The organism is Pontibacter sp. T17 (assembly GCF_057219875.1).
Map to the genome: position 1 here is coordinate 468,799 of NZ_JBXVVW010000001.1, position 18,926 is coordinate 487,724.

The 18,926-nt window shown below is 60.5% G+C and carries 15 protein-coding genes; 8 read left to right on the top strand and 7 right to left on the bottom strand.

Features of this window, described 5'->3' with window-relative positions; translation table 11 throughout:
* Nucleotides 1–67: 67 nt before the first annotated feature.
* From AC2D8O_RS02195 to AC2D8O_RS02210, 4 genes are all read left to right on the top strand, one after another.
* Entirely contained in the window at nt 68–1,441 is a 1,374-nt protein-coding gene (locus AC2D8O_RS02195; protein WP_484677144.1) for an undecaprenyl-phosphate glucose phosphotransferase, read from the top strand.
* A 39-nt stretch (nt 1,442–1,480) separates the two neighbouring features.
* Entirely contained in the window at nt 1,481–1,900 is a 420-nt protein-coding gene (locus AC2D8O_RS02200; protein WP_484677145.1) for a Fur family transcriptional regulator, read from the top strand.
* A gap of 88 nt (nt 1,901–1,988) precedes the next feature.
* A complete protein-coding gene (hppD, locus tag AC2D8O_RS02205; RefSeq protein WP_484677146.1) occupies nt 1,989–3,116 on the top strand; it encodes a 4-hydroxyphenylpyruvate dioxygenase in 1,128 nt (375 codons plus the stop codon).
* 60 nt (nt 3,117–3,176) lie between these two features.
* Nucleotides 3,177–3,404 (top strand): Kazal-type serine protease inhibitor domain-containing protein, encoded by a 228-nt coding sequence (locus AC2D8O_RS02210; protein WP_484677147.1) that lies wholly within the window; start codon nt 3,177–3,179, stop codon nt 3,402–3,404.
* A gap of 14 nt (nt 3,405–3,418) precedes the next feature.
* On the opposite strand, the gene AC2D8O_RS02215 is transcribed toward AC2D8O_RS02210, so the two are convergent.
* From AC2D8O_RS02215 to AC2D8O_RS02235, 5 genes are all read right to left on the bottom strand, one after another.
* Nucleotides 3,419–5,854, bottom strand: coding sequence for a tetratricopeptide repeat-containing sensor histidine kinase (locus AC2D8O_RS02215; protein WP_484677148.1), 2,436 nt, complete (start codon nt 5,852–5,854; stop codon nt 3,419–3,421).
* A 62-nt stretch (nt 5,855–5,916) separates the two neighbouring features.
* A complete protein-coding gene (mscL, locus tag AC2D8O_RS02220) occupies nt 5,917–6,306 on the bottom strand; it encodes a large-conductance mechanosensitive channel protein MscL (RefSeq protein ID WP_484677149.1) in 390 nt (129 codons plus the stop codon).
* A gap of 75 nt (nt 6,307–6,381) precedes the next feature.
* Nucleotides 6,382–9,147, bottom strand: coding sequence for a response regulator (locus AC2D8O_RS02225; RefSeq protein ID WP_484677150.1), 2,766 nt, complete (start codon nt 9,145–9,147; stop codon nt 6,382–6,384).
* 292 nt (nt 9,148–9,439) lie between these two features.
* Nucleotides 9,440–11,767 carry an ATP-dependent helicase gene (locus AC2D8O_RS02230; protein ID WP_484677151.1) on the bottom strand — a complete coding sequence of 776 codons (2,328 nt, stop codon included), beginning with the start codon at nt 11,765–11,767 and terminating at the stop codon, nt 9,440–9,442.
* A 134-nt stretch (nt 11,768–11,901) separates the two neighbouring features.
* Nucleotides 11,902–13,818, bottom strand: a complete 1,917-nt coding sequence (locus AC2D8O_RS02235; protein ID WP_484677152.1) for an amidophosphoribosyltransferase — start codon at nt 13,816–13,818, stop codon at nt 11,902–11,904.
* 183 nt (nt 13,819–14,001) lie between these two features.
* Here AC2D8O_RS02235 and AC2D8O_RS02240 point away from each other — a divergent pair, with 183 nt between their 5' ends.
* Nucleotides 14,002–14,163 (top strand): hypothetical protein, encoded by a 162-nt coding sequence (locus AC2D8O_RS02240; protein ID WP_484677153.1) that lies wholly within the window; start codon nt 14,002–14,004, stop codon nt 14,161–14,163.
* Nucleotides 14,164–14,266: 103 nt separating this feature from the next.
* Here the strand turns inward: AC2D8O_RS02240 and AC2D8O_RS02245 are convergent, their stop codons facing one another.
* A complete protein-coding gene (locus AC2D8O_RS02245) occupies nt 14,267–14,725 on the bottom strand; it encodes a PaaI family thioesterase (protein ID WP_484677154.1) in 459 nt (152 codons plus the stop codon).
* A gap of 12 nt (nt 14,726–14,737) precedes the next feature.
* Entirely contained in the window at nt 14,738–15,736 is a 999-nt protein-coding gene (locus AC2D8O_RS02250) for a sugar phosphate nucleotidyltransferase (RefSeq protein ID WP_484677155.1), read from the bottom strand.
* Between the two features lie 205 nt (nt 15,737–15,941).
* Here AC2D8O_RS02250 and ispG point away from each other — a divergent pair, with 205 nt between their 5' ends.
* The 3 genes from ispG to AC2D8O_RS02265 are packed head-to-tail and all read left to right on the top strand — an operon-like array spanning nt 15,942 to nt 18,924.
* Entirely contained in the window at nt 15,942–17,969 is a 2,028-nt protein-coding gene (gene ispG, locus AC2D8O_RS02255) for a (E)-4-hydroxy-3-methylbut-2-enyl-diphosphate synthase (protein ID WP_484677156.1), read from the top strand.
* A 50-nt stretch (nt 17,970–18,019) separates the two neighbouring features.
* Entirely contained in the window at nt 18,020–18,502 is a 483-nt protein-coding gene (locus AC2D8O_RS02260) for a Panacea domain-containing protein (RefSeq protein WP_484677157.1), read from the top strand.
* Nucleotides 18,502–18,924 carry a hypothetical protein gene (locus AC2D8O_RS02265; protein ID WP_484677158.1) on the top strand — a complete coding sequence of 141 codons (423 nt, stop codon included), beginning with the start codon at nt 18,502–18,504 and terminating at the stop codon, nt 18,922–18,924. The genes AC2D8O_RS02260 and AC2D8O_RS02265 overlap by 1 nt, the downstream gene beginning before the upstream one ends.
* Nucleotides 18,925–18,926 lie beyond the last annotated feature (2 nt).

The following is an 18,926-nucleotide window of genomic DNA, read 5'->3' on the forward strand; positions in this document are numbered from 1 at the left end:
ATTGCAGGGAGGAGAGGCCATTGGCCTCTCTTTTCCTTTCCCCCAGCCGTTATCTTTGCTCCGAACCATGCCCCACGGCACCTACTCCCGCGTCAACCGCCTCATTCACTTTGCTGGCGACCTCCTGCTGCTCAACCTCTCGGCAGCAGCGGCCTATGCCATTCGGTTTGGCTCGCTCACTGGCTTTGGCGCCGGCCCCTACAATTCCCTGCTGCTGGCCCACAATGCCGCCTGGCTGCTGGTAGCGTTGCTCTTCAGTCTCTACGACGTCCCGCGGGTAGAGCGTCTGCGTTTCACACTCCTGCGCCTGTTGCGCGCCGTCGCCCTGCATGTGCTCATCATCGCGGCGTTCTGGGTTACCCAGAAGGCGTACTACTATTCCCGTCTGCAACTCGCCGGTACCTATGCGCTCTTCGTGGTGCTGCTCACCGTGTGGCGCATGGGCTACACCATGCTGCTGCGTCATTACCGCTACCGGGGCTACAACTACCGCCGCGTGGCCATTCTCGGCAACAACCCACAGGCCCAGCAGCTGGCGCGCATCTTTACCCGCCGGCCCGAGTACGGCTACCGCCTCCTCCGCGTGTTCAACCCCGCTGAGCTCGGCCACAACACCCTCGCCGAAGTCACCGACTTCTGCCGCGCCAACCAGATCGAGGAACTCTACTGCTCCCTCGACTCCCTCAGCAAGGAACAGGTCGAAGCCCTCGTAGACTTCGCCGACAACTACCTCGTTCGCATCCTCCTCGTGCCCGACCTCCACGGCTTCGAGCGCGACGACCTCACCATCACCCTCTACGACAACGTCCCCGTTCTGCCCGTCCGGCAGTACCCCCTCGACGACCCCTCCAACCGCGCCCTCAAGCGCCTCTTCGACATCGTCTTTTCCGCCACCTTCCTCCTGCTCATCGGGTCATGGCTCTTTCCCCTGCTGGCCCTGGCCGTCCGGCTCGACTCCCGCGGGCCCGCCTTCTTCCGCCAGAAGCGCAGCGGCCTCGCCGGTAAGCCCTTCTGGTGCCTCAAGTTCCGCACCATGCGCGTCAACACCGATTCCGACTCGCGCCAGGCTACCCGAAACGACGACCGCATTACCCCCCTCGGCCGCTTCCTCCGCCGCACCAACCTCGACGAACTGCCCCAGTTCTGGAACGTCCTCTCCGGCGATATGTCCGTCGTCGGCCCGCGCCCACACATGCTCGCCCACACCGAGCAGTATTCCGGCCTCATCGACGGCTACATGATTCGCCACATCGTCAAGCCCGGTATCACAGGGCTGGCACAGGCCCGCGGCTGGCGTGGCGAAACCCCCACCGTCCAGTACATGCGCAACCGCGTCAAGCTAGACCGCCTCTATGTCGACTCCTGGTCCATCTGGCTCGACCTCCGCATCGTTGTCGAAACAATCCTCAACATGCTGAAAGGCGAAGCCAACGCCCACTGATCTGTACGACACCGCCACGCCTTTTCGTTACAACCACAGATGAGTAACTCCCACCTGCCCACCGATCTTCTGCGACAGACCGGCCTTCGGGTGACCGACTGCCGTCTGGCTGTGCTGGAGATGTTTGCAGGAAAAGGCTACGCGCTCAGTCACGCCGAGCTTGAGGCACAACTCACCGCCTTTGACCGCGTGACCCTCTACCGCACCCTCGGCACCTTCGAGGAAAAAGGCCTGCTGCACCGCGTGCTCGACGACAGCGGCGCCCTCAAGTACGCCCTCTGCTCCGACGGCTGCCACGACCACGATCACCACCACGACGACCACGTCCATTTCAAGTGCGTCAAGTGCGGCCGTACCGAGTGTCTCGACTCCGTCCGCATTCCCCACCTCGCCCTCCCCGAGGGATACCGCAGCCAGCAGTTCAACCTGCTCGTACAGGGCACCTGCCGCCACTGCTGACCTGACCAATATCAGTCCTTCGCGCCGCTAACAACCCTATATTAGCAGCCGAACTGCCGTTCAGTCCTACAACCCTTACGCACGGCCCATGCAAGCTACCGTCACCTCTCCCAATGCCGGTCTGCAGGAAGATTTCCTGCCCATCAACGGCACCGATTACGTTGAGTTTTACGTGGGCAACGCCAAACAGGCCGCCCACTACTACCGCACGGCCTTTGGCTTTCAGGCTGTTGCCTACGCGGGCCCCGAAACCGGTATCCGCGACCGTGCCTCCTACGTGGTGCAGCAGGGCAAAATCCGCTTCGTGCTCACCACACCCCTCCAGCCCGAAGGCCCCATCGCCGAGCATATCCGCCTCCACGGCGACGGCGTGAAAGTGCTGGCCCTCTGGGTAGACGACGCCCGCAAGGCCTTTGCCGAAACCACCAAGCGCGGTGCCAAGCCTTACCTCGAACCCACCGAGGAAAAGGACGAAAACGGCTCTGTCGTTCGCTCCGGCATCTACACCTACGGCGAAACCGTTCACATTTTCGTCGAGCGCAAAGCCTACAACGGCCCCTTCCTCCCCGGCTTCCGCAAGTGGCAGCCCTCCTTCAACCCCGAGCCCGTAGGCCTCAAGCACGTAGACCACTGCGTTGGCAACGTCGGCTGGGGCGAGATGAACACCTGGGTGTCGTTCTACGAGAACGTCATGGGCTTCCGCCAGCTCCTCTCCTTCGACGACAAGGACATCAGCACCGAGTACAGCGCCCTCATGTCCAAGGTCATGAGCAATGGCAACGGCTACATCAAGTTTCCCATCAACGAGCCTGCCGAGGGCAAGAAGAAGTCCCAGATTGAAGAGTATCTCGACTTTTACAAAGGCCCCGGTGTGCAGCACGTAGCCATGGCCACCGACGATATCCTCCACACCGTCAGCGAGCTGCGCAAGCGGGGTGTAGAGTTCCTCACGGTCCCACAGTCCTATTACGACGACCTCCTCAGCCGTGTCGGTAGCATCGATGAGGAGATTGCCCAGATCCGCGAGCTCAACCTCCTCGTCGACCGCGACGACGAAGGCTACCTCCTCCAGATCTTCACCAAGCCCGTCGAAGACCGCCCTACACTCTTCTACGAAATCATTCAGCGCAAAGGTGCCAAGAGCTTCGGAAAAGGTAATTTCAAAGCTCTCTTCGAGGCCATCGAGCGCGAACAGGAAGCCCGCGGCAACCTCTGAGTCTGCTCACATTGAAACAGAGAAAGGCCAGCAACCGCTGGCCTTTTGTAATTTCATGTCATGAAGCGTCTTTTCCTGCTCCCCCTTGCGGCTGTGTTGCTCCTCGCAGCGGATTGCTCGTCTCCACAGCCCGAGAAGCCCTGCATCGACGAGTCGAAAATCTGTAAGGACTGCCCCTGTACCATGGATTACAAGCCCGTCTGCGGCTGCGATGGCAAAACCTACTCCAACGCCTGTCAGGCTACCAACGCCGGGGTCACCTCCTTCACTGAAGGCGAGTGTAAGTAAGTCGCACCAGCGGTTCAGTTGGCCACAAACGGCACCGCCAGTCGCTCTTGGGCCACCTCCTGCTGCAGGTTCTGCAACAGCGGCTCATGCAGTGGCAGCCGAATGGTAAACACCGTGCGGCCAGGCGTGCTTTCCGCCTCCAGAGTGCCACCGTGGCGCTCCACTATTTTCCTCGAAATGTCCAGCCCCAGTCCACTGCCTTCCCCTTTCGGGCGCGTGGTAAAGAACGGCTCGAATATCCGTGGCAGCACATGTGGCGCAATGCCTGGCCCGTTGTCGACAATCCGTACAACGGCCATGTCGCCCTCCTGCCGGGTCTCTATCCGCAGCACGCGGTTTTCCTCGGGTTGCTCGGTCAGCGCCAGCAGGGCATTGTGCAGCACCTTGCTCCACACCTGGTCTATCTCGTCCAGAAACACCGGCACGTTGGGCAGCGTCTGGTAGTCGCGCTCTACCTTCACGCCCTGGTGCAACAGTTGGTCATACAGGGCCAGCGCCGCTTCTATCGACGGCTCCAGTTGAACAGCCTCTTTCTGTCCGGTACGGCTGGTATGTGCGTAGCTCTTCAGCGCCTGCACAATCCGAGATGTCTTGTCGGCCGACCGCTCAATCAGGTGATTGTTCAACTGGAATTGTGTCAGCTGTTGCGCAAAGTTCAGCAGCGCACCCACTTCCGGATGATGGAACAGCGACTGGTAGGCGTCCAGATCCTCGGGCCGAAGTTGCATCGCCGCTATCCGCGAGGCCATTTCGCTGGCGTTCGCCACGCCCCAGCCCGCCAGTTTGTCGGCAATCGCCTTCCGCTGTTGCCGCTCCTCACGCGTGCTGAAACTGCCATTGCCACTGGCGCTGTGCAACACCAGCGCTATCAACAACTGCTGTGTCGGCATGTCTATCGTGTGCAGAAACAGCGGCAGCTCCCGGAACACCTGCGGCAGCAGGCGCGAACTTGTCCTTGCACTCGTCCGGATTGCGCTGATGGGCGAGTTGATCTCATGTGCAATGTTCGCTATCAGCTGGCCCAGCGCGGCCATTTTTTCCGACAGTATCAACTGCTGCTGCGTGTTGCGCAGCGTTTCCATCGCTACCGACAGCTCGCCGTTGCTCTGTTGAAGCTCTTCCGATCGCATCAGCAGCTCCTCCCGATGCTGCTGTATCTCATGGTTCTTGGTTTCCAGTAGCGTCAGGTCTCTTTCCTTTCGGCGGAAGAACATCAGCAGCACAGAACCCAGCGCCAACGACAGCAGCAGGCAGCCAGCAAGTGCGTAGTTGATGATTTTCTGTTGTCGTGCCTGCTCGGCCTGTGCCTTCAGCATCTGCTGCTGCTTTTCCAGTTCGGCCTGCGCTCGCATCTCGAAGATCTGACGCGCATTCTCGGCGTTAACGATCGAGTCGCTCATCGCCTTGAATATCTTGTAGTTCTCGTAAGCTTTGTCGTGTTTGCCCAGTGAGGCATAGGCGTTCGCAAGCACCTCGCTCGCTTCCATCATCAGCTCGGCCGAGTTCACAACTTTGGCTTTCCCCATGGCCAGTTCACCTATTTCGGCGGCAGCGCGGGCTTTCTTCACTACCTGTTGGTTCCGGGCCAGCCCAATCATGCACTTGGTCTCCCCAAAGGGCACTTCCAGCTTTTTGTACAGCTGTATCGCCTGCACATACACGCTGTCCGATGCATTGTACCGGCGCATATGATAGTACAGCTCCCCCAGTATCCTGAATGCATAGGCCGTTGCCCGTTTGTTCGTTCCCCGCAGTCGGATTTCCAGGTTCATCAGCTGATAGTGCAGCGCCTGGTTATAATTCCCCATGTCGGAATACGCCAGACCCACGTTGCTGTAGCATAGTGCTATGTTGTCTTCGTTCTTCAGTTCTTTATACAGGGCCAGTGCCTGGTTGAAGTAATCAAGCGCCGTACTGAAGTTCCGCTGCTTGTGGTACACCACACCCATCTGGTTCAGACAGCCCGCAATCTCATACTGGCTGTTCGCATTTCTTGCCAGCTGCAGGCCCTGGTTGAACTTCTGCATCGCCGTCAGCAACTTACCCTGGTCTATCAGCACGATACCCTGATAGCGAAGCGTTGCTGCCATGTTGCGTTGGTTGTTCAGCTTCGTGAACAGATGTTCCGATATTTCAAAACACCGCAGCGACGGCTGGTAGTCTCCCAGAAACCAGAACGAGAGGCCCAGCACTTTGTTCGCTTCGGCCAGCAGGCTGTCGCTGCCTGCCTTGGTGGCCATTGCCACCGCTTCTTCACCATATCTCCGGGCTGTCTGCAACTGCGACACCCGATACTCCACACATAGCCCTATCAACAGTTCGGTCCGTTTGTGCGGCTCATTCGTACGCGTCAACTCCTGCTCCAGTCGGTCAATCGCCTCCTGGTTCTGCGCAAGAGCAGCCGTGGCACTGCCACAGAACACCAGAGCTGCCAGCAGCCCTGCCCACAAACCTCGAAACCTGTTCCTCAAGTAAAAAGAGCCGATAGGCCAGCTTGGTAAGATTGAGACACTTAACGCTGCTGCTTCAGCAAATCGCGTATCTCGGTCAAAAGTTTTTCTTCTGCGGTTGGCTCTGGTGCTGGCGCGGGTGCGGTCTCTTCCTGTTTCCGCATACGGTTCATCGTCCGTACCATCAGGAAGATGGCAAATGCCAGTATCACGAAGTCGAAGGTCACCTGAATGAACTTCCCGTAGGCAATCGACGCTTCGGGTGTCAGGTCCCACTTCAGGTTCGTAAACGAAACCTTCCCCACAAACAGTCCCAGAATAGGCATCAGGATGTCTTCCGTCAGCGAACTCACGATCTTTCCGAACGCCGCGCCGATGATGACACCAACGGCCAGATCTACCACATTGCCACGCATGGCAAAGTCGCGAAACTCCTGTAAAAACTTTTTCATGCGGCAGTTGGAATAGGGTTCGCATAAAGATACGAGAAACCCGTCTTCCCGCTTATCACACCTATTCGTTAGGCATTAGACAGTTAGACCCACCAGAAGGCCCCGCTGTGTCAGTCCTGCCAGCGCTCCCTGTAGATCTACCGCCTGTCGGGGGCCTGTCTCTTTCATGATCTGCGGCAGGCGCTGCGCCAGCACAGCGGTCGAATGCACACTCGACAGGTAGAAACTGTCGTCGGGCTCCAGGGCAATGCTGTGGTTCCGCAGCGATTGACTCATCGGGTCCAGCGCCAGTCGTTCGGTTTCGGCCGACAGCTCGGTCAGTTCGTTGCCACGCTGCATCCACAGCGTATGCCCGGCGCTGGTGTAGTGCAGCACCGCTTCATCCAGGTCCCACCGCGTCAGCGTGATGCGCAGTTCGGGCCAGGGCCCCACTTCTTCCTGAAATGCCGCATAGGCCAGGCCCAGTTGTAGCAGCAGGTCAGCACATTGCTGTATCGGTGCTTTCGCCAACAGGGCATCCAGCGTCAGGCAAATCCATTGCGAAAGCCCAGGCTCCAGTTGGCCTTCCAGTTGATGGTCCACCAGCGCCAGGTACAATTGGTCTTCCACTTCGGCAAGCCATACAAACGGCGTTGGCCCGGTGTCGCCCGCATTTTCCAGTATGAAACACTGCGGAAAGGCCCCGGCCAGCAGGTGGCGCCGCTGACTCGCCCGCAGCAGGGGTTGGTACCACGCTGGCTCAAACAGGTGGCTTTTCAGCTGTTCTCGCTCCTGCTCCAGCATTTCCACCCGTGCACGGGCATCGTCGCGCTCGGTTTCCCGTTGCCGCACCTCGTCGCGTAACGTCTCCACCAGTTCCTCGGTAGCCTGGCACTGGCTTTCTGCGGCCGCAGTCTCGGTCTTTTGGGCAGCAAGAGCCTCCACGGCCTCCCGAAGCGCGGTTTCCTGGCCCGCGGCTTTTTCTCCCACGTCGCGCAGTGCCGCTTCCAGACGCTCGCTTTCCCTGATGCTTTCCTCAAGCCGGCGGTTCAGTTCGGCTTCTACTACGGTGTGGTTGTGAAGGGCACGCTGGTTGTTTTCCAGCTGGGCATCCCGCTTCTCTACTTCCCCCAGCAGATACTTCACCTGTTCGCGCAACGCAGGCATGTCAATGGCCGCTTCTGCCAGTGGCTTCAGATCTGCTACCTGCAGTTTCAACCGGCTGTGGTCCTGGTTCAGGTCTTCCTGCTGCTTGCGCAGGGCGGTCAGCTCGTTCTCGGTTTCGCGCAGTTCGCGCTGTGCTTCCAGTGCTTCACGCCGTGCGGTGTCCAGCCGTTGCAGGCCGTCGGCCAGTTGGCTGGCAAAGTGCTCGTTTTGGCTTTGCAGGCGGGTTACCTCGGTCTGATGCACACGCAGCTGCTCCTGTTCGTCTGCCAGTTGTTGCTGTAGCAGCCTGATCTGCTGCTCTTTCTCTTCCACCTGCGCCAGCACACCCTGTTGGTCTTTCTCCAACAGATGGCTCAGCTGTTCCCATTCCCGCACTTTCTCTTCCAGTGCGGCGGCATGGGCCGCTTCGGCCTGGGCATGGTCGCGTGCCAACAGAGTCGCTTCCAGCTCGGCCTGCTGTTCTTCCAGGCTCTGCTCCAGCGCCCGTATTCGCTGCTGATACTGCTGGTCGTTGCTGGCCATCAGCGCCAGTTCGCTTTCCAGCACGGTATTTACCTGCTCTTTGCTCGCAATCTGCGTTGTCAGTCGTTCGTTGGCTTCGGCCAGCTCCTGTGCTTTGGCGCTGGCGCTGACGTGTTCGCTGCGCAGGGCTTCCAGCTGCTGCTGTGCTTCCTGCAGATTCAGTTGCAGCGCCTCCATTTCCTGCATGCGTGTGCTCAGCAGGCGTTGCAGTTCCTCCGACTCTGCTTCTACCAGGGCTGTGCGCCGCAGCAGTTCATCCACCTGGTGCTGCTCACTGGCCTGTGTCTCGGCGGTAGCCTCCAGGTCGGGCAGGCGGCGCAGCACATAGCGGCACACCTGGGCCAGCACTTCTACACGCAGCGGCGTGAAGAACGCATAGGCGCGCGTATGCCAGCCCACTACCCAGCCACGTTCGGGTCCCAATGGCAGCACCAGCAGACTGCGCACCCGTCGGCTCACCAGCCAGCTTTCCGTGCCCCAGGCAGGGTCGCTTTGAAGGTGTTCCACCACATGCACACCGCTGCCTGCACGGGCCCACAGGCTGGCCTCCGGCAAATGCTCCCACAGGTCCTGTGGCCCTTCGCCGTCTTCGTGCGTACATGCTTGCAACTTACCGTTGTGGTCCAGCAGCAGCAGACACTCGGCTCGCGTCAACGCTTGCAATGCTGCCAGCGCTTCTGCCCATAATCCCTGTGGGGTCTTCGCTGCCAGCAGTTGTTCCTGCACAGCGGCCACTTCCGCCAACCGGTCGGCACGCTGGGCTCGGCTCCGCCGTTCCAGATACGCATCCAGCCCGTTGCGAACTGCTTCCAGCAGGGCTTCAGGCTTCCAGGGCTTGGTCAGAAACCGAAACAGCCCGGCTTCGTTCAGGGCATGACCCACGGCTTCGGCATCGGCCTGCCCGGTCAGCATGATGGTGCAGGTGTCTGGGCTCAGTTGGTGCACAGCCACCAGCAGGTCGTCGCCTCGGTCGCCATTCAGTTGCTGGTCGGCCAGTATCACGGCCAGTTCCACCCCTACAGCCTGTTGTTGCCCCACGATCTCCAGCGCTTCGGCGTAGCTTACCGCTACCTCAATGCTGCACATTCCCCCGAACTCCAGTTTCAGCTCGTCCCGCAGCCCCAACAGAAGGCTTTTGTCGTCGTCTACGCAGAGTATGACCGGTTTGTCCATGAAACTGGGAGCGACTCGATTGGTATTGTCAAAAATGCCCAAAACCAAGGCGGAAACCTACACTTCTACGCACTTTCCGCAGCCTTTGTTCCAACCAGATGGTTCAACCACCACCCACCTGCGGTAATTTCCTGACCCTCAGCCGACCTCGAATACTACCCGCGGTTTCCGCCGCTATCTTTGTCTCGGCCTTCGCTGGCCAACGAACAGAATTGCTGTTTGGTTTTTAGCAATGTTCAAGCCGTGCCGGGTTCCCGCGCACGGCTTTTTGTTTGCCCTGGCGTCCCTTCCCTCAACTGAGAATCTTCAGCTTGGCGTACTTCAGAATCAGCGTCTTGTTGCCGCCAACCTTGAAGTTGATCACCGCCCGCGCGTCGCCGCCCGGCTGCTCCAATCGCATCACAGTGCCCACACCAAACTTCGCGTGCTCTACCTGCTGGCCTTCCTGAAGATTGCTCAGGTCGTCGCCAGCAAACTCCACCGATCCACTGGCACCCAGACTCGGCGGCACCTGCGCTGCACGGCTGGGGCTGCTGCCTGCACTGCTCCCACCGTTGCCCAGCGGCTTCATCCGGTCTATGTTGTACGGGCTGGCAGGGTGGCGGTTGGGTAGGGGCGTGCCACGCAGCGCCTCTTTTGCCTGTGTCGGCGACAGCTTTAGATACCGCTCGTTCACCTCGGCCAGAAAACGGCTCGGCTCGTTATACGCGATGCTGCCATATTTGAAGCGGCTGCGCGCGTGCGTCAGCGTCAGGTACTTCTGTGCGCGCGTCACGGCTACGTAGAACAGGCGCCTTTCTTCCTCCAGGTCCTGCCGGCTCTGGGCAGCCATGGTGCCCGGAAACAGGTTCTCTTCCAGGCCCACCACAAATACACTCTTGAACTCCAGACCCTTGGCCGAGTGTATCGTCATCAGCGTCACGAAGTCGTCGTTCTCTATCTTCTGGTCGGCGTCGGTAAACAGCGCCACCTCGGCCAGAAACCCGTGCAGGCGCTTGTCAGCCAGCTCCGGCAGGTCTGAATATTCCCGTGCCGCGTTAATCAGTTCCTGCACGTTCTCCCACCGGCTCAGGCCCTCGGTGCTGTTGTCCTGGTGCAGTTCTTTCAGAATGCCGCTGTGCTTGGCCACATATGCCACCACCTCGTGGGCGGTGTCGCGCTCGGCCATCGCCTGAAAAGTCTTGATCAGCACCGCAAACTCTTCAAGCAGCTTCGCCGACCGGCCCAGCCCCAGCGCCTCCGCCTGTTGCAGCGCCTCCCACATCGACACCTTGTGCTCCTGGCTCGCAGCCACCAGCTTCGCCACCGTCACGTCGCCAATACCTCGGATCGGGTAGTTGATGACCCGCTTCAGCGCCTCTTCGTCGTGCGGATTGATCGCCAGACGAAGGTACGCCACCACGTCCTTGATTTCCTTGCGCTTGTAGAAGCTCAGGCCCCCGAACACCTTGTACACGATGCCTGCCCGCCGCAGGCCGTCTTCTATTGCGCGGCTCTGGGCGTTGGTGCGATACAGTACGGCAAAGTCCTTGTTGCGCAGCTGGTTCATCATCCGCTGCTCACGGATGACGTCCACTACCCGGGCGGCTTCTTCCTGCTCCGTTCCCCCCTGTAGCACCCGTATCAGTTCGCCCTCTTCGTTGTTCGTGAATACCGTCTTGGGCAGCTGGTTCTTGTTGTTCGCAATAATCTCGTTCGCCGCCGACACAATCACCCCGGTGCTGCGGTAGTTCTCTTCCAGCTTGTAGATCTTGGCGTCCGGATAGTCTTTCTGGAACGACAGGATGTTCGTGATGTCGGCCCCGCGGAAGCTGTAGATGCTCTGCGCGTCGTCGCCCACCACGCAGATGTTCTCGTGCACCGCCGCCAGCTTGCGCGTTATCACATACTGCGCGTGGTTGGTGTCCTGATACTCGTCCACCATGATGTACTTGAACCGGTGCTGGTACTTGTGCAGCGCCGCCGGGTACTTCTCAAACAGCTGCACCATGTTGTACAGCAGGTCGTCAAAGTCCATCGCGTTGCTCTGGAGCAGGCGTTGCTGGTAAATGGCGTAGATCTTCGCTGTTACTTCGCTCCAGTCGTCGGCCACGTATTTGTCCAGATACTGCTGCGCGCTGATGAGGTAGTTCTTCGCGTGCGAAATCCGGTTCTGGACGTTACGCGGCTTGTAGTGCTTCTCGTCCAGCTTCAGTTCTTTCAGAATGGTGCGCACCAGGCTCTGCTGGTCCTCGTCGTCGTAGATGGTGAAGGCCGAGGTGTAGCCCAGCTGTTGCGCTTCGGCCCGCAGTATGCGCGAGAAAATGCTGTGGAATGTACCCATTTGCAGCGCCCGCGCATCCGGCCCTATCAGGTGCCCGATACGCTCCTTCATTTCCCGCGCCGCTTTGTTGGTGAACGTCAGAGCCAGGATCTGGAAGGGGTCGGCTTTGCGCTGCCGCAGAATGTACGCCAGCCGGTATGTCAGTACCCGCGTCTTGCCCGAACCTGCACCCGCGATAATCAGCACCGGCCCTTCGGTCGTCTCCACTGCACCCCGCTGGGCAGGGTTCAGCCCCACCAGCAGATCTTCTGCACTCGGTTGCGACGGTTGCTCCACGGCTCCAAAATTCTGCTCCATAGTCTGCAAAGGTACGGCACTCCCCGGCCTCCAGCAGCAGGCACGTGCCTACTCTTCCGGCCAATGCCTCCTACACAAACGGAAAGGGGATGGAAAAATTTCCACCCCCATCGCAGCTTCGTTAGACAGCAGGGTCAGTAGGCCCGGCCGTCTCGGCCTTCCATGTAGTTCAGGAACGCCTGATTGGTCACGCGGTTGCCGCCGGGGGTCGGGAAGTTGCCCGAGAAATACCAGTCGCCCAGGTGGCCCGGTATCGCTTTCGGCAGGTTGCTCAACGGCTGGAATACGATCTTCACCTCGCAGCCAAGGCCGGGGCTGTGCAGCATTTCGGCTATGTGCGTGCTGATCTCGTGCTCGGTGAATGGCGCGTAAATGGCCTTCACGCAGTTTTCGCTTTCCAGCTTGCCTTCGGCCTGTAGCTGCAGAATGCGCTGGTACGTGTCGTTGATCACGTGCTCCATGCCGCGCAGGCGCAGCAGGTCCACCGCCGCCTGAAAGGCAATGAAGCGCCCTATCTGACTCATGTCGATGCCATAGCAGTCCGGGTAACGGATCTGCGGCGCCGAGCTCACGATGACAATGCACTTCGGCTTCAGGCGCGACAGTATCCGCAGAATGCTCTGCTTCAGCGTTGTGCCCCGCACAATCGAGTCGTCTATGCACACCAGTGTGTCTTTCCCCGGCCGAATGGTGCCGTAGGTGATGTCGTACACGTGGGCCGCCATGTCGTCGCGGTTGTTGTCGCCCGTGATAAACGTCCGCAGGTTCGTGTCTTTGTGTATCACCTGCTCCACCCGCACGCGCACGCTCAGAATCTTCTCCAGTTCTTCGGCGGTGGGCTGTTTCAGGTCCAGTATCTGCTGGGCTTTGCGGCGGTTCAGCACATCTTCCAGCTCTTTCAGCATGCCCCAGTAGGCAGCCTGCGCCGTGTTCGGGATGTACGAGAACACCGTGTTGTCCAGGTCGTGGCCTATGGTGTCCAGCACCTGCGGCGTTACCATCCGGCCCAGATTGATGCGCTCGCGGTAGATGTCCACGTCCGAGCCCCGCGAGAAGTAGATCCGCTCAAACGAGCACGACAGACGTTCCGGCTGCTTTTCCTGCGGGTCAGTGAAGGGCTTCAGGCCCAGCGTGCCGTCGCGCTTTACGTACAGCACATGGCCGGGCGGCACTTCCTGCACCTGCTCTATCGGCACGTTGAAGGCGGTGGCCAGTGCGGGGCGCTCGCTGGCAGCGGCCACGTAGTCGGCCCCCTGTAGGTAGAAGGCCGGGCGTATGCCCCGGGGATCGCGCGCTACGAAGAAGTCGCCGTGGCCAATGAGGCCACCCATGGCATAGCCGCCGTCCCAGTTGCGGGCACTGCGTGCGATGATGGCCGGTATGTCCAGCTCGCGCGCTATCAGCTCCGATATCGTCTTGTTGTCGTGGCCTTCCGCCTTGAAGGCATCAAACAGGCGCTGGTTCTCGCGGTCCAGAAAGTGGCCCACGCGTTCCAGCACGGTCACGGTGTCGCTTTGTTGACGGGGATGCTGCCCCAGGTCCACCAGTTTCTGGATCAGGTCCTGTACGTTCGTCAGGTTGAAGTTGCCCGCCATCACCAGCGTTCGGCTCTTCCAGTTGTTCGACCGCATCACCGGGTGGCAGTTCTCGATGCTCTGCGTGGCGCCGTGGGTAGCGTAGCGCAGATGGCCCATCAACACTTCACCTGCATAGGGGAACAGTTCCTGCAGCAGCTCGGGGTCTTTCAGCAGGCCGGGGTGTTTGTGCAGCAGTTGGTCCAGTTCCAGGTACAGCTTCCGGAACAGGCTCTGCCACGGCGGGGCGGGTTCCACCACCCGTTCACGGGCCACATACGGAAAGCCCGGCGGCTGGTTCAGCTTCACCACCGCCAGCCCCGCGCCGTCCTGGCCGCGGTTGTGCTGTTTCCCCATCAGGAGGTAGAGCTTTTCGAGGCCCCAGAGGGCGCTTCCATAGGTTTCCTGATACCAGGAGAGGGGGCGCAGCAGGCGAACAATCGCCAGGCCGCACTCATGCTTGATGGGGTCGCTCACGGGCGCAAAGGTACTTCAGTGACCGCTTCGCACAACGCCGCCGCTGTGCTGCCCTCCTAACGGCGGGTAGGGTTGCTTTCGTCTATTTCCGATATCTCCAACCTCTTAACACATCTTCACGCCGCCGTCCCAACTTTCGTTAACGCCGTCTGTCCATTGCCCTGTCAGATGCTTCTTGCTCACATGCAACCCATAGGTCTCTACATCGGCGTCCTGGTACTTGTCGTCGGCATCTTTGTATACCGTGCCACCGGCGGCAACTCCATCTACGTTCTGGCTCCCTTCATTCTGGGCCTCACCACCTACTGGTTCTGGACACGCCACCAGCGCATGAAGAACCGCTGAAAACTGACACCGATACAAACGGAAAGCCCCGGTCCTGTTCCAGCACTAAGTCTGGGGGAAGAACCGGGGCGCGTCAGTACAAAGGTAGGAACTATCTCTCCCCTTACACCTGCTCGCCACCGAACGGATTCGGCTGGCCCGTACTCAGCAGGTTGGTGGTGGCACGCGCTATCAGGCGGCCGTCGGCGTGCGTCAGCCAGCCCTCGGCATTCACGATGGTTTTGCCCGCCCGCACAATCTTCGTCTTCGCGCGAATCACGTCGCCCACCCGCGCTGGCCCCAGAAAGTCCACCGTCAGGTTCACCGACACATACAGCGTCGGCAGGCACAGCGAGTACACCGCCGCCCCGATGATGTCGTCCATGATGGCTGCCACAGCACCGCCGTGCAGCGTCCCCGCTGGGTTGGTCATTTCCTCCCGCACGGTGTAGTCTACCGTCAGTTCGCCGGCTTCTACTTCGCGCAACACCCCTGCCAGCCACCGCCCCATCGGCGAGGGAGTACGGGCCTCTTCTGTGCCTATTACAGTTTTGAAAAATGCTACTATCGGGTTGTTTGCCATGGTTAGGTTGGCTTACAGGTTGAAGTCTATTTCCGTGTTGTCGCCAATGTTGATGCTCTGCCACCGCCCTTTCAGCGTGGTGTCGTTGCCCACGATGCTGTCGCGCAGCGTCATGTCTACCAGGTGGCTGTAGGCGCCCAGTATGCTGTTCTGCACCACCGAGCCCTTCACCTGCGCGTTTTCGCCCAGTGCCACATACGGCCCTATGATGCTGTTTTCCAGCACGCAGCTTTCGGGTATGTACACTGGCGGCAGTATCACGCAGTTCTTGCCAGGGGTGCCCACCTGGTTGCCATTGCGGTTCAGCAGCACTCGGTTGGTGTCCAGCAGCGAGCCTTTCTCGCCGCAGTCAAACCACGACTTCACGCGATACGGCCGTATGCGCACCCCACTTTCTACCAGCTTCTGGAGCGCATCGGTCAGGTGCAGTTCGTGGGTGCCGTTCAGGTTGGGCCGCACCACGGCGTCCAGCGCCTCAAACAGCTGCCGAGTTTCTACAATCTTGTACAGGCCCACCGCCGCCAGATTCGACTTCGGTATCCGCGGCTTCTCCACCATCGACCGTATGTCGCCCTTGTCGTCCAGCACTACGATGCCGAAGTTGCCCGGCGTGTCTACCTCCTGCACACACACCACGCTGTCGGTGGTGCCCAGCACTTCCTGTAGGTTCACATCCACAATTGTGTCGCCCAGGGCTATCACCACCGGTGCGTCTACGCCAGCAAAGTGTTCCTGACACAGCCATAGCGCATGGGCCAGCCCACGCCGTGGCTCCTGCACCACAAACCGGAAAGGGAACCGCCCCTCAAAGGTCTCCGTCACATACTGCCGGATCTTGTCCCCCAAATAGCCAATCACGAAGATCATTTCCTCCACACCTGCTGTGTGCAGTGCCTCCACAATGTGCCCCAGAATGGGCTTTCCTGCTACCGGAATCAGCGCCTTGGGCTGGGTATGCGTGTGGGGGCGCAACATCGTGCCTGCCCCCGCTACCGGGATGATTGCTTTCATGGCGTGGTAAAGGTAAGGCACGGAGCCACGCAGGAATACCCCCCGCCCACTGGATAGCTCAGTTTGTGATTTGTAGTAGCGGCCCTCTGGCTGGGCTTTTTGTTTTCTGCTGCCGCAAACGCCGCTGCGCAAACTATTTTTGCCTCTGCGCGTTATCTCACTACGCCTGCGGCTGTTCCTCTGCCGCCTGTTTCCTGTTTGCCCTATGTCGAACACCTCTTCTGTCGATGCCCTGGCGGCCCGCGTCAACGCCCTGCGCCAGTACTGCAATAGCCTCACCGGCTACAGCCGCCTCCTCACCCGCGAGGTCAACATCGGCAGTACCCCCCTCGGTGGGCACCATCCCATCCGCATCCAGAGCATGACCACCGCCGACACCCTCAACACAGAGGCTACCGTCGCCGAGGCTTTGCGCATGGCACAGGCGGGCTGCGAATACATTCGTATCACCGCCCCCAGTAAGAAGGAAGCCGAGAACCTCGCCAACATCAAGGCCGAGCTGCGCCGCCAGGGCTGCAACGTGCCACTCGTCGCCGACATCCACTTTACGCCCAACGCCGCCGAAATCGCCGCCCGCATCGTCGAGAAGGTCCGCGTAAACCCCGGCAACTACGCCGACAAGAAGCAGTTCAAGGTCATCGAGTATACCGACGCCCAGTATCAGGCCGAGCTCGAGCGTATTGCCCAGCGCTTCTCGCCCCTCGTGAAAATCTGCCAGGAGCATGGTACCGTCATGCGCATCGGCACCAACCACGGCTCGCTCTCCGACCGCATCATGTCGCGCTACGGCGACTCCCCCGAAGGCATGGTCGAGTCCGCCCTCGAGTTCGTCCGCATCTGTGAGGCCCTCGGCTACTACGACCTCGTCATTTCCATGAAGGCGTCCAACGCCCTCGTCATGGTGCAGGCGTACCGGTTGTTGGCAGCGCGTATGCTGGCTGGCGAAACAAAGTTTGTTTACCCCCTGCACGTCGGCGTTACCGAAGCTGGCGACGGTCAGGATGGCCGCATCAAAAGTGCGATGGGCATCGGCACCCTGCTGGCCGACGGCATCGGCGATACCGTCCGCGTTTCCCTCACCGAGCCCCCCGAGGCCGAGATGCCTGTGGGCCGCTATATCGTCAACCAGTTTGTGCGCCCTGCCGGCCAGCCCGCTACACCCGTGGCAGGCTACACCCAGCCCCAGTACATCGGCAACCCCTTCGTCTTCCACCGCCGCGACACCCACACTGTCCGCAACTTCGGCTCGGCCGAACTGCCCCGCGTCATCTCCGACCTCTCGCATAAGGTCGTAGACGAGTGGGACATGCGTCAGGTAGGCCACGTCTACTGGCCCGAGAGCGACAAGTGGTCCATGCTCGAAACCGGCACCGACTACGTTTACGCCGGTGGCCGCGAAGTGCCCTTCATGCTGCCCTCAGGCACCCGCGCCGTCTACGATGCCGCCCTCTGGCTGGCCCTCCCCGCCGACCAGCGCAGCACCTGCTACCCGCTCTTCGCTTCGCCTGCCGAGTGGCTCACTGCCGCCACCACCAGCCCCGAACTCAACTTCGTCCGGCTCTCCGCCGCCGAGGCCCTCACCGCCGACCTCGGCACCCAGCTGGCCAGCAGCCCCGTGGTGCTGGTGCTGCCCTCCGAGGGGCCATATCCCATGCACACGTGGCGCCAGCGCATCTTCCAGTTGCAGGAACTCGCCGCCAACATCCCCGTGGTGCTGCACAGCGTCATCAGCCCCGCTACCGACATCCCCGAGGAAACCCCCGAGCACCGCTTCCAGCTCCATGCCGCCAGCGAAATGGGCATGCTCCTCGTAGACGGCCGCGTGGATGGCGTGTGGCTCACCGCCGCCGACCCCCAGCAGTTTGGCCCCGCCCTGCTCAACAGCACGGCTTTCGGCCTGTTGCAGGCAGCCCGCCTCCGCACCACCAAAACCGAGTACATCTCCTGTCCCTCCTGCGGCCGCACCCTCTTCGACCTCCAGGACACCACCGCCATGATCCGCGCCCGCACCGAGCACCTCAAGGGCGTCAAAATCGGCATCATGGGCTGCATCGTCAACGGCCCCGGCGAAATGGCCGACGCCGACTACGGCTACGTGGGCGCTGGCCCCGGCATCATCTCGCTCTGGCGCGGTCAGGAGCAGATCAAGGGCAAAGTCCCCGCCGAACACGCCGTGCAGGAGCTCATCGAGCTCATCCGCGCCGACGGCCGCTGGGTCGAACCCCCACAATAGCCGCTTCCTACATCCGTTCTCTGGGTAGTTCCTCCTATCTTGTCTCCTGTATGTACGACCCCATAGTCATCGCCAACTACTTCATCGAGAAGGGCGTGCAGGAAAACGACCCTGTCACCCACATGAAGCTGCAGAAGCTGCTCTACTTCGCAGATGGCTGGCATATGGTGCTGTCGGGCAACAAGTCGCGCCTCATCACCGACACGCTGGAGGCATGGCCCTATGGCCCCGTTTATCCCCGTACCTACCACCGTTTCAAGAAATACGGCGCCCGACCCATCTTCCTCCCCGATACCACCAAGGACGATGCCCCGGCGCTCGACGACGCTACCCGCACCTTCCTCGATTCCGTCTGGGAAAAGTACGGCGTGAAAGACGCCCTCACCCTCTCCGCCTGGACCCACCTCAAGGACTCGCCCTGGGACCGCGTCGCCCAGCAGTATCAGGGTAAGCCCCCCAAGGGCGTCAGCATTCCACAGGAACTGCTCCAGCAGTATTTCGAGTCGCTCCTCGCCCGTAACGTCAAAGCCTGATGCAGCCCGACCTTCGCAAGCTGCCCGATGGCATGCAGGATCCCCCGGCCACGGCACTCCCTTCGGCCACCACCCCCGGCACCGAATCCACGCCCGTGCAGGAAGCCCTGGCCTATCAGCTCGGCGAGGAAGAGTACAACGGCCAGTTGCGCCAACACCTCCTCGAGTTCAAGAAGGAAGAGCTCAAGAACTTCAAGACCAACAACGAGACGCGCATCCGCTACGCCAACCGCATTTTCATGCTCATCACCGCCTGGCTGTTCATCATGATTGCGCTGGTTATCGCGAACATGTTCTCTTTCGGCAAGCTCTCCGACACCGTCCTCATCACGCTCGTCACCACCACCACCGCTTCCGTGCTTGGGCTGTTCATCCTCGTCCTCAAGTACTTCTTCCCCGGCGGCCCCAATTCCCCCGCCTGACC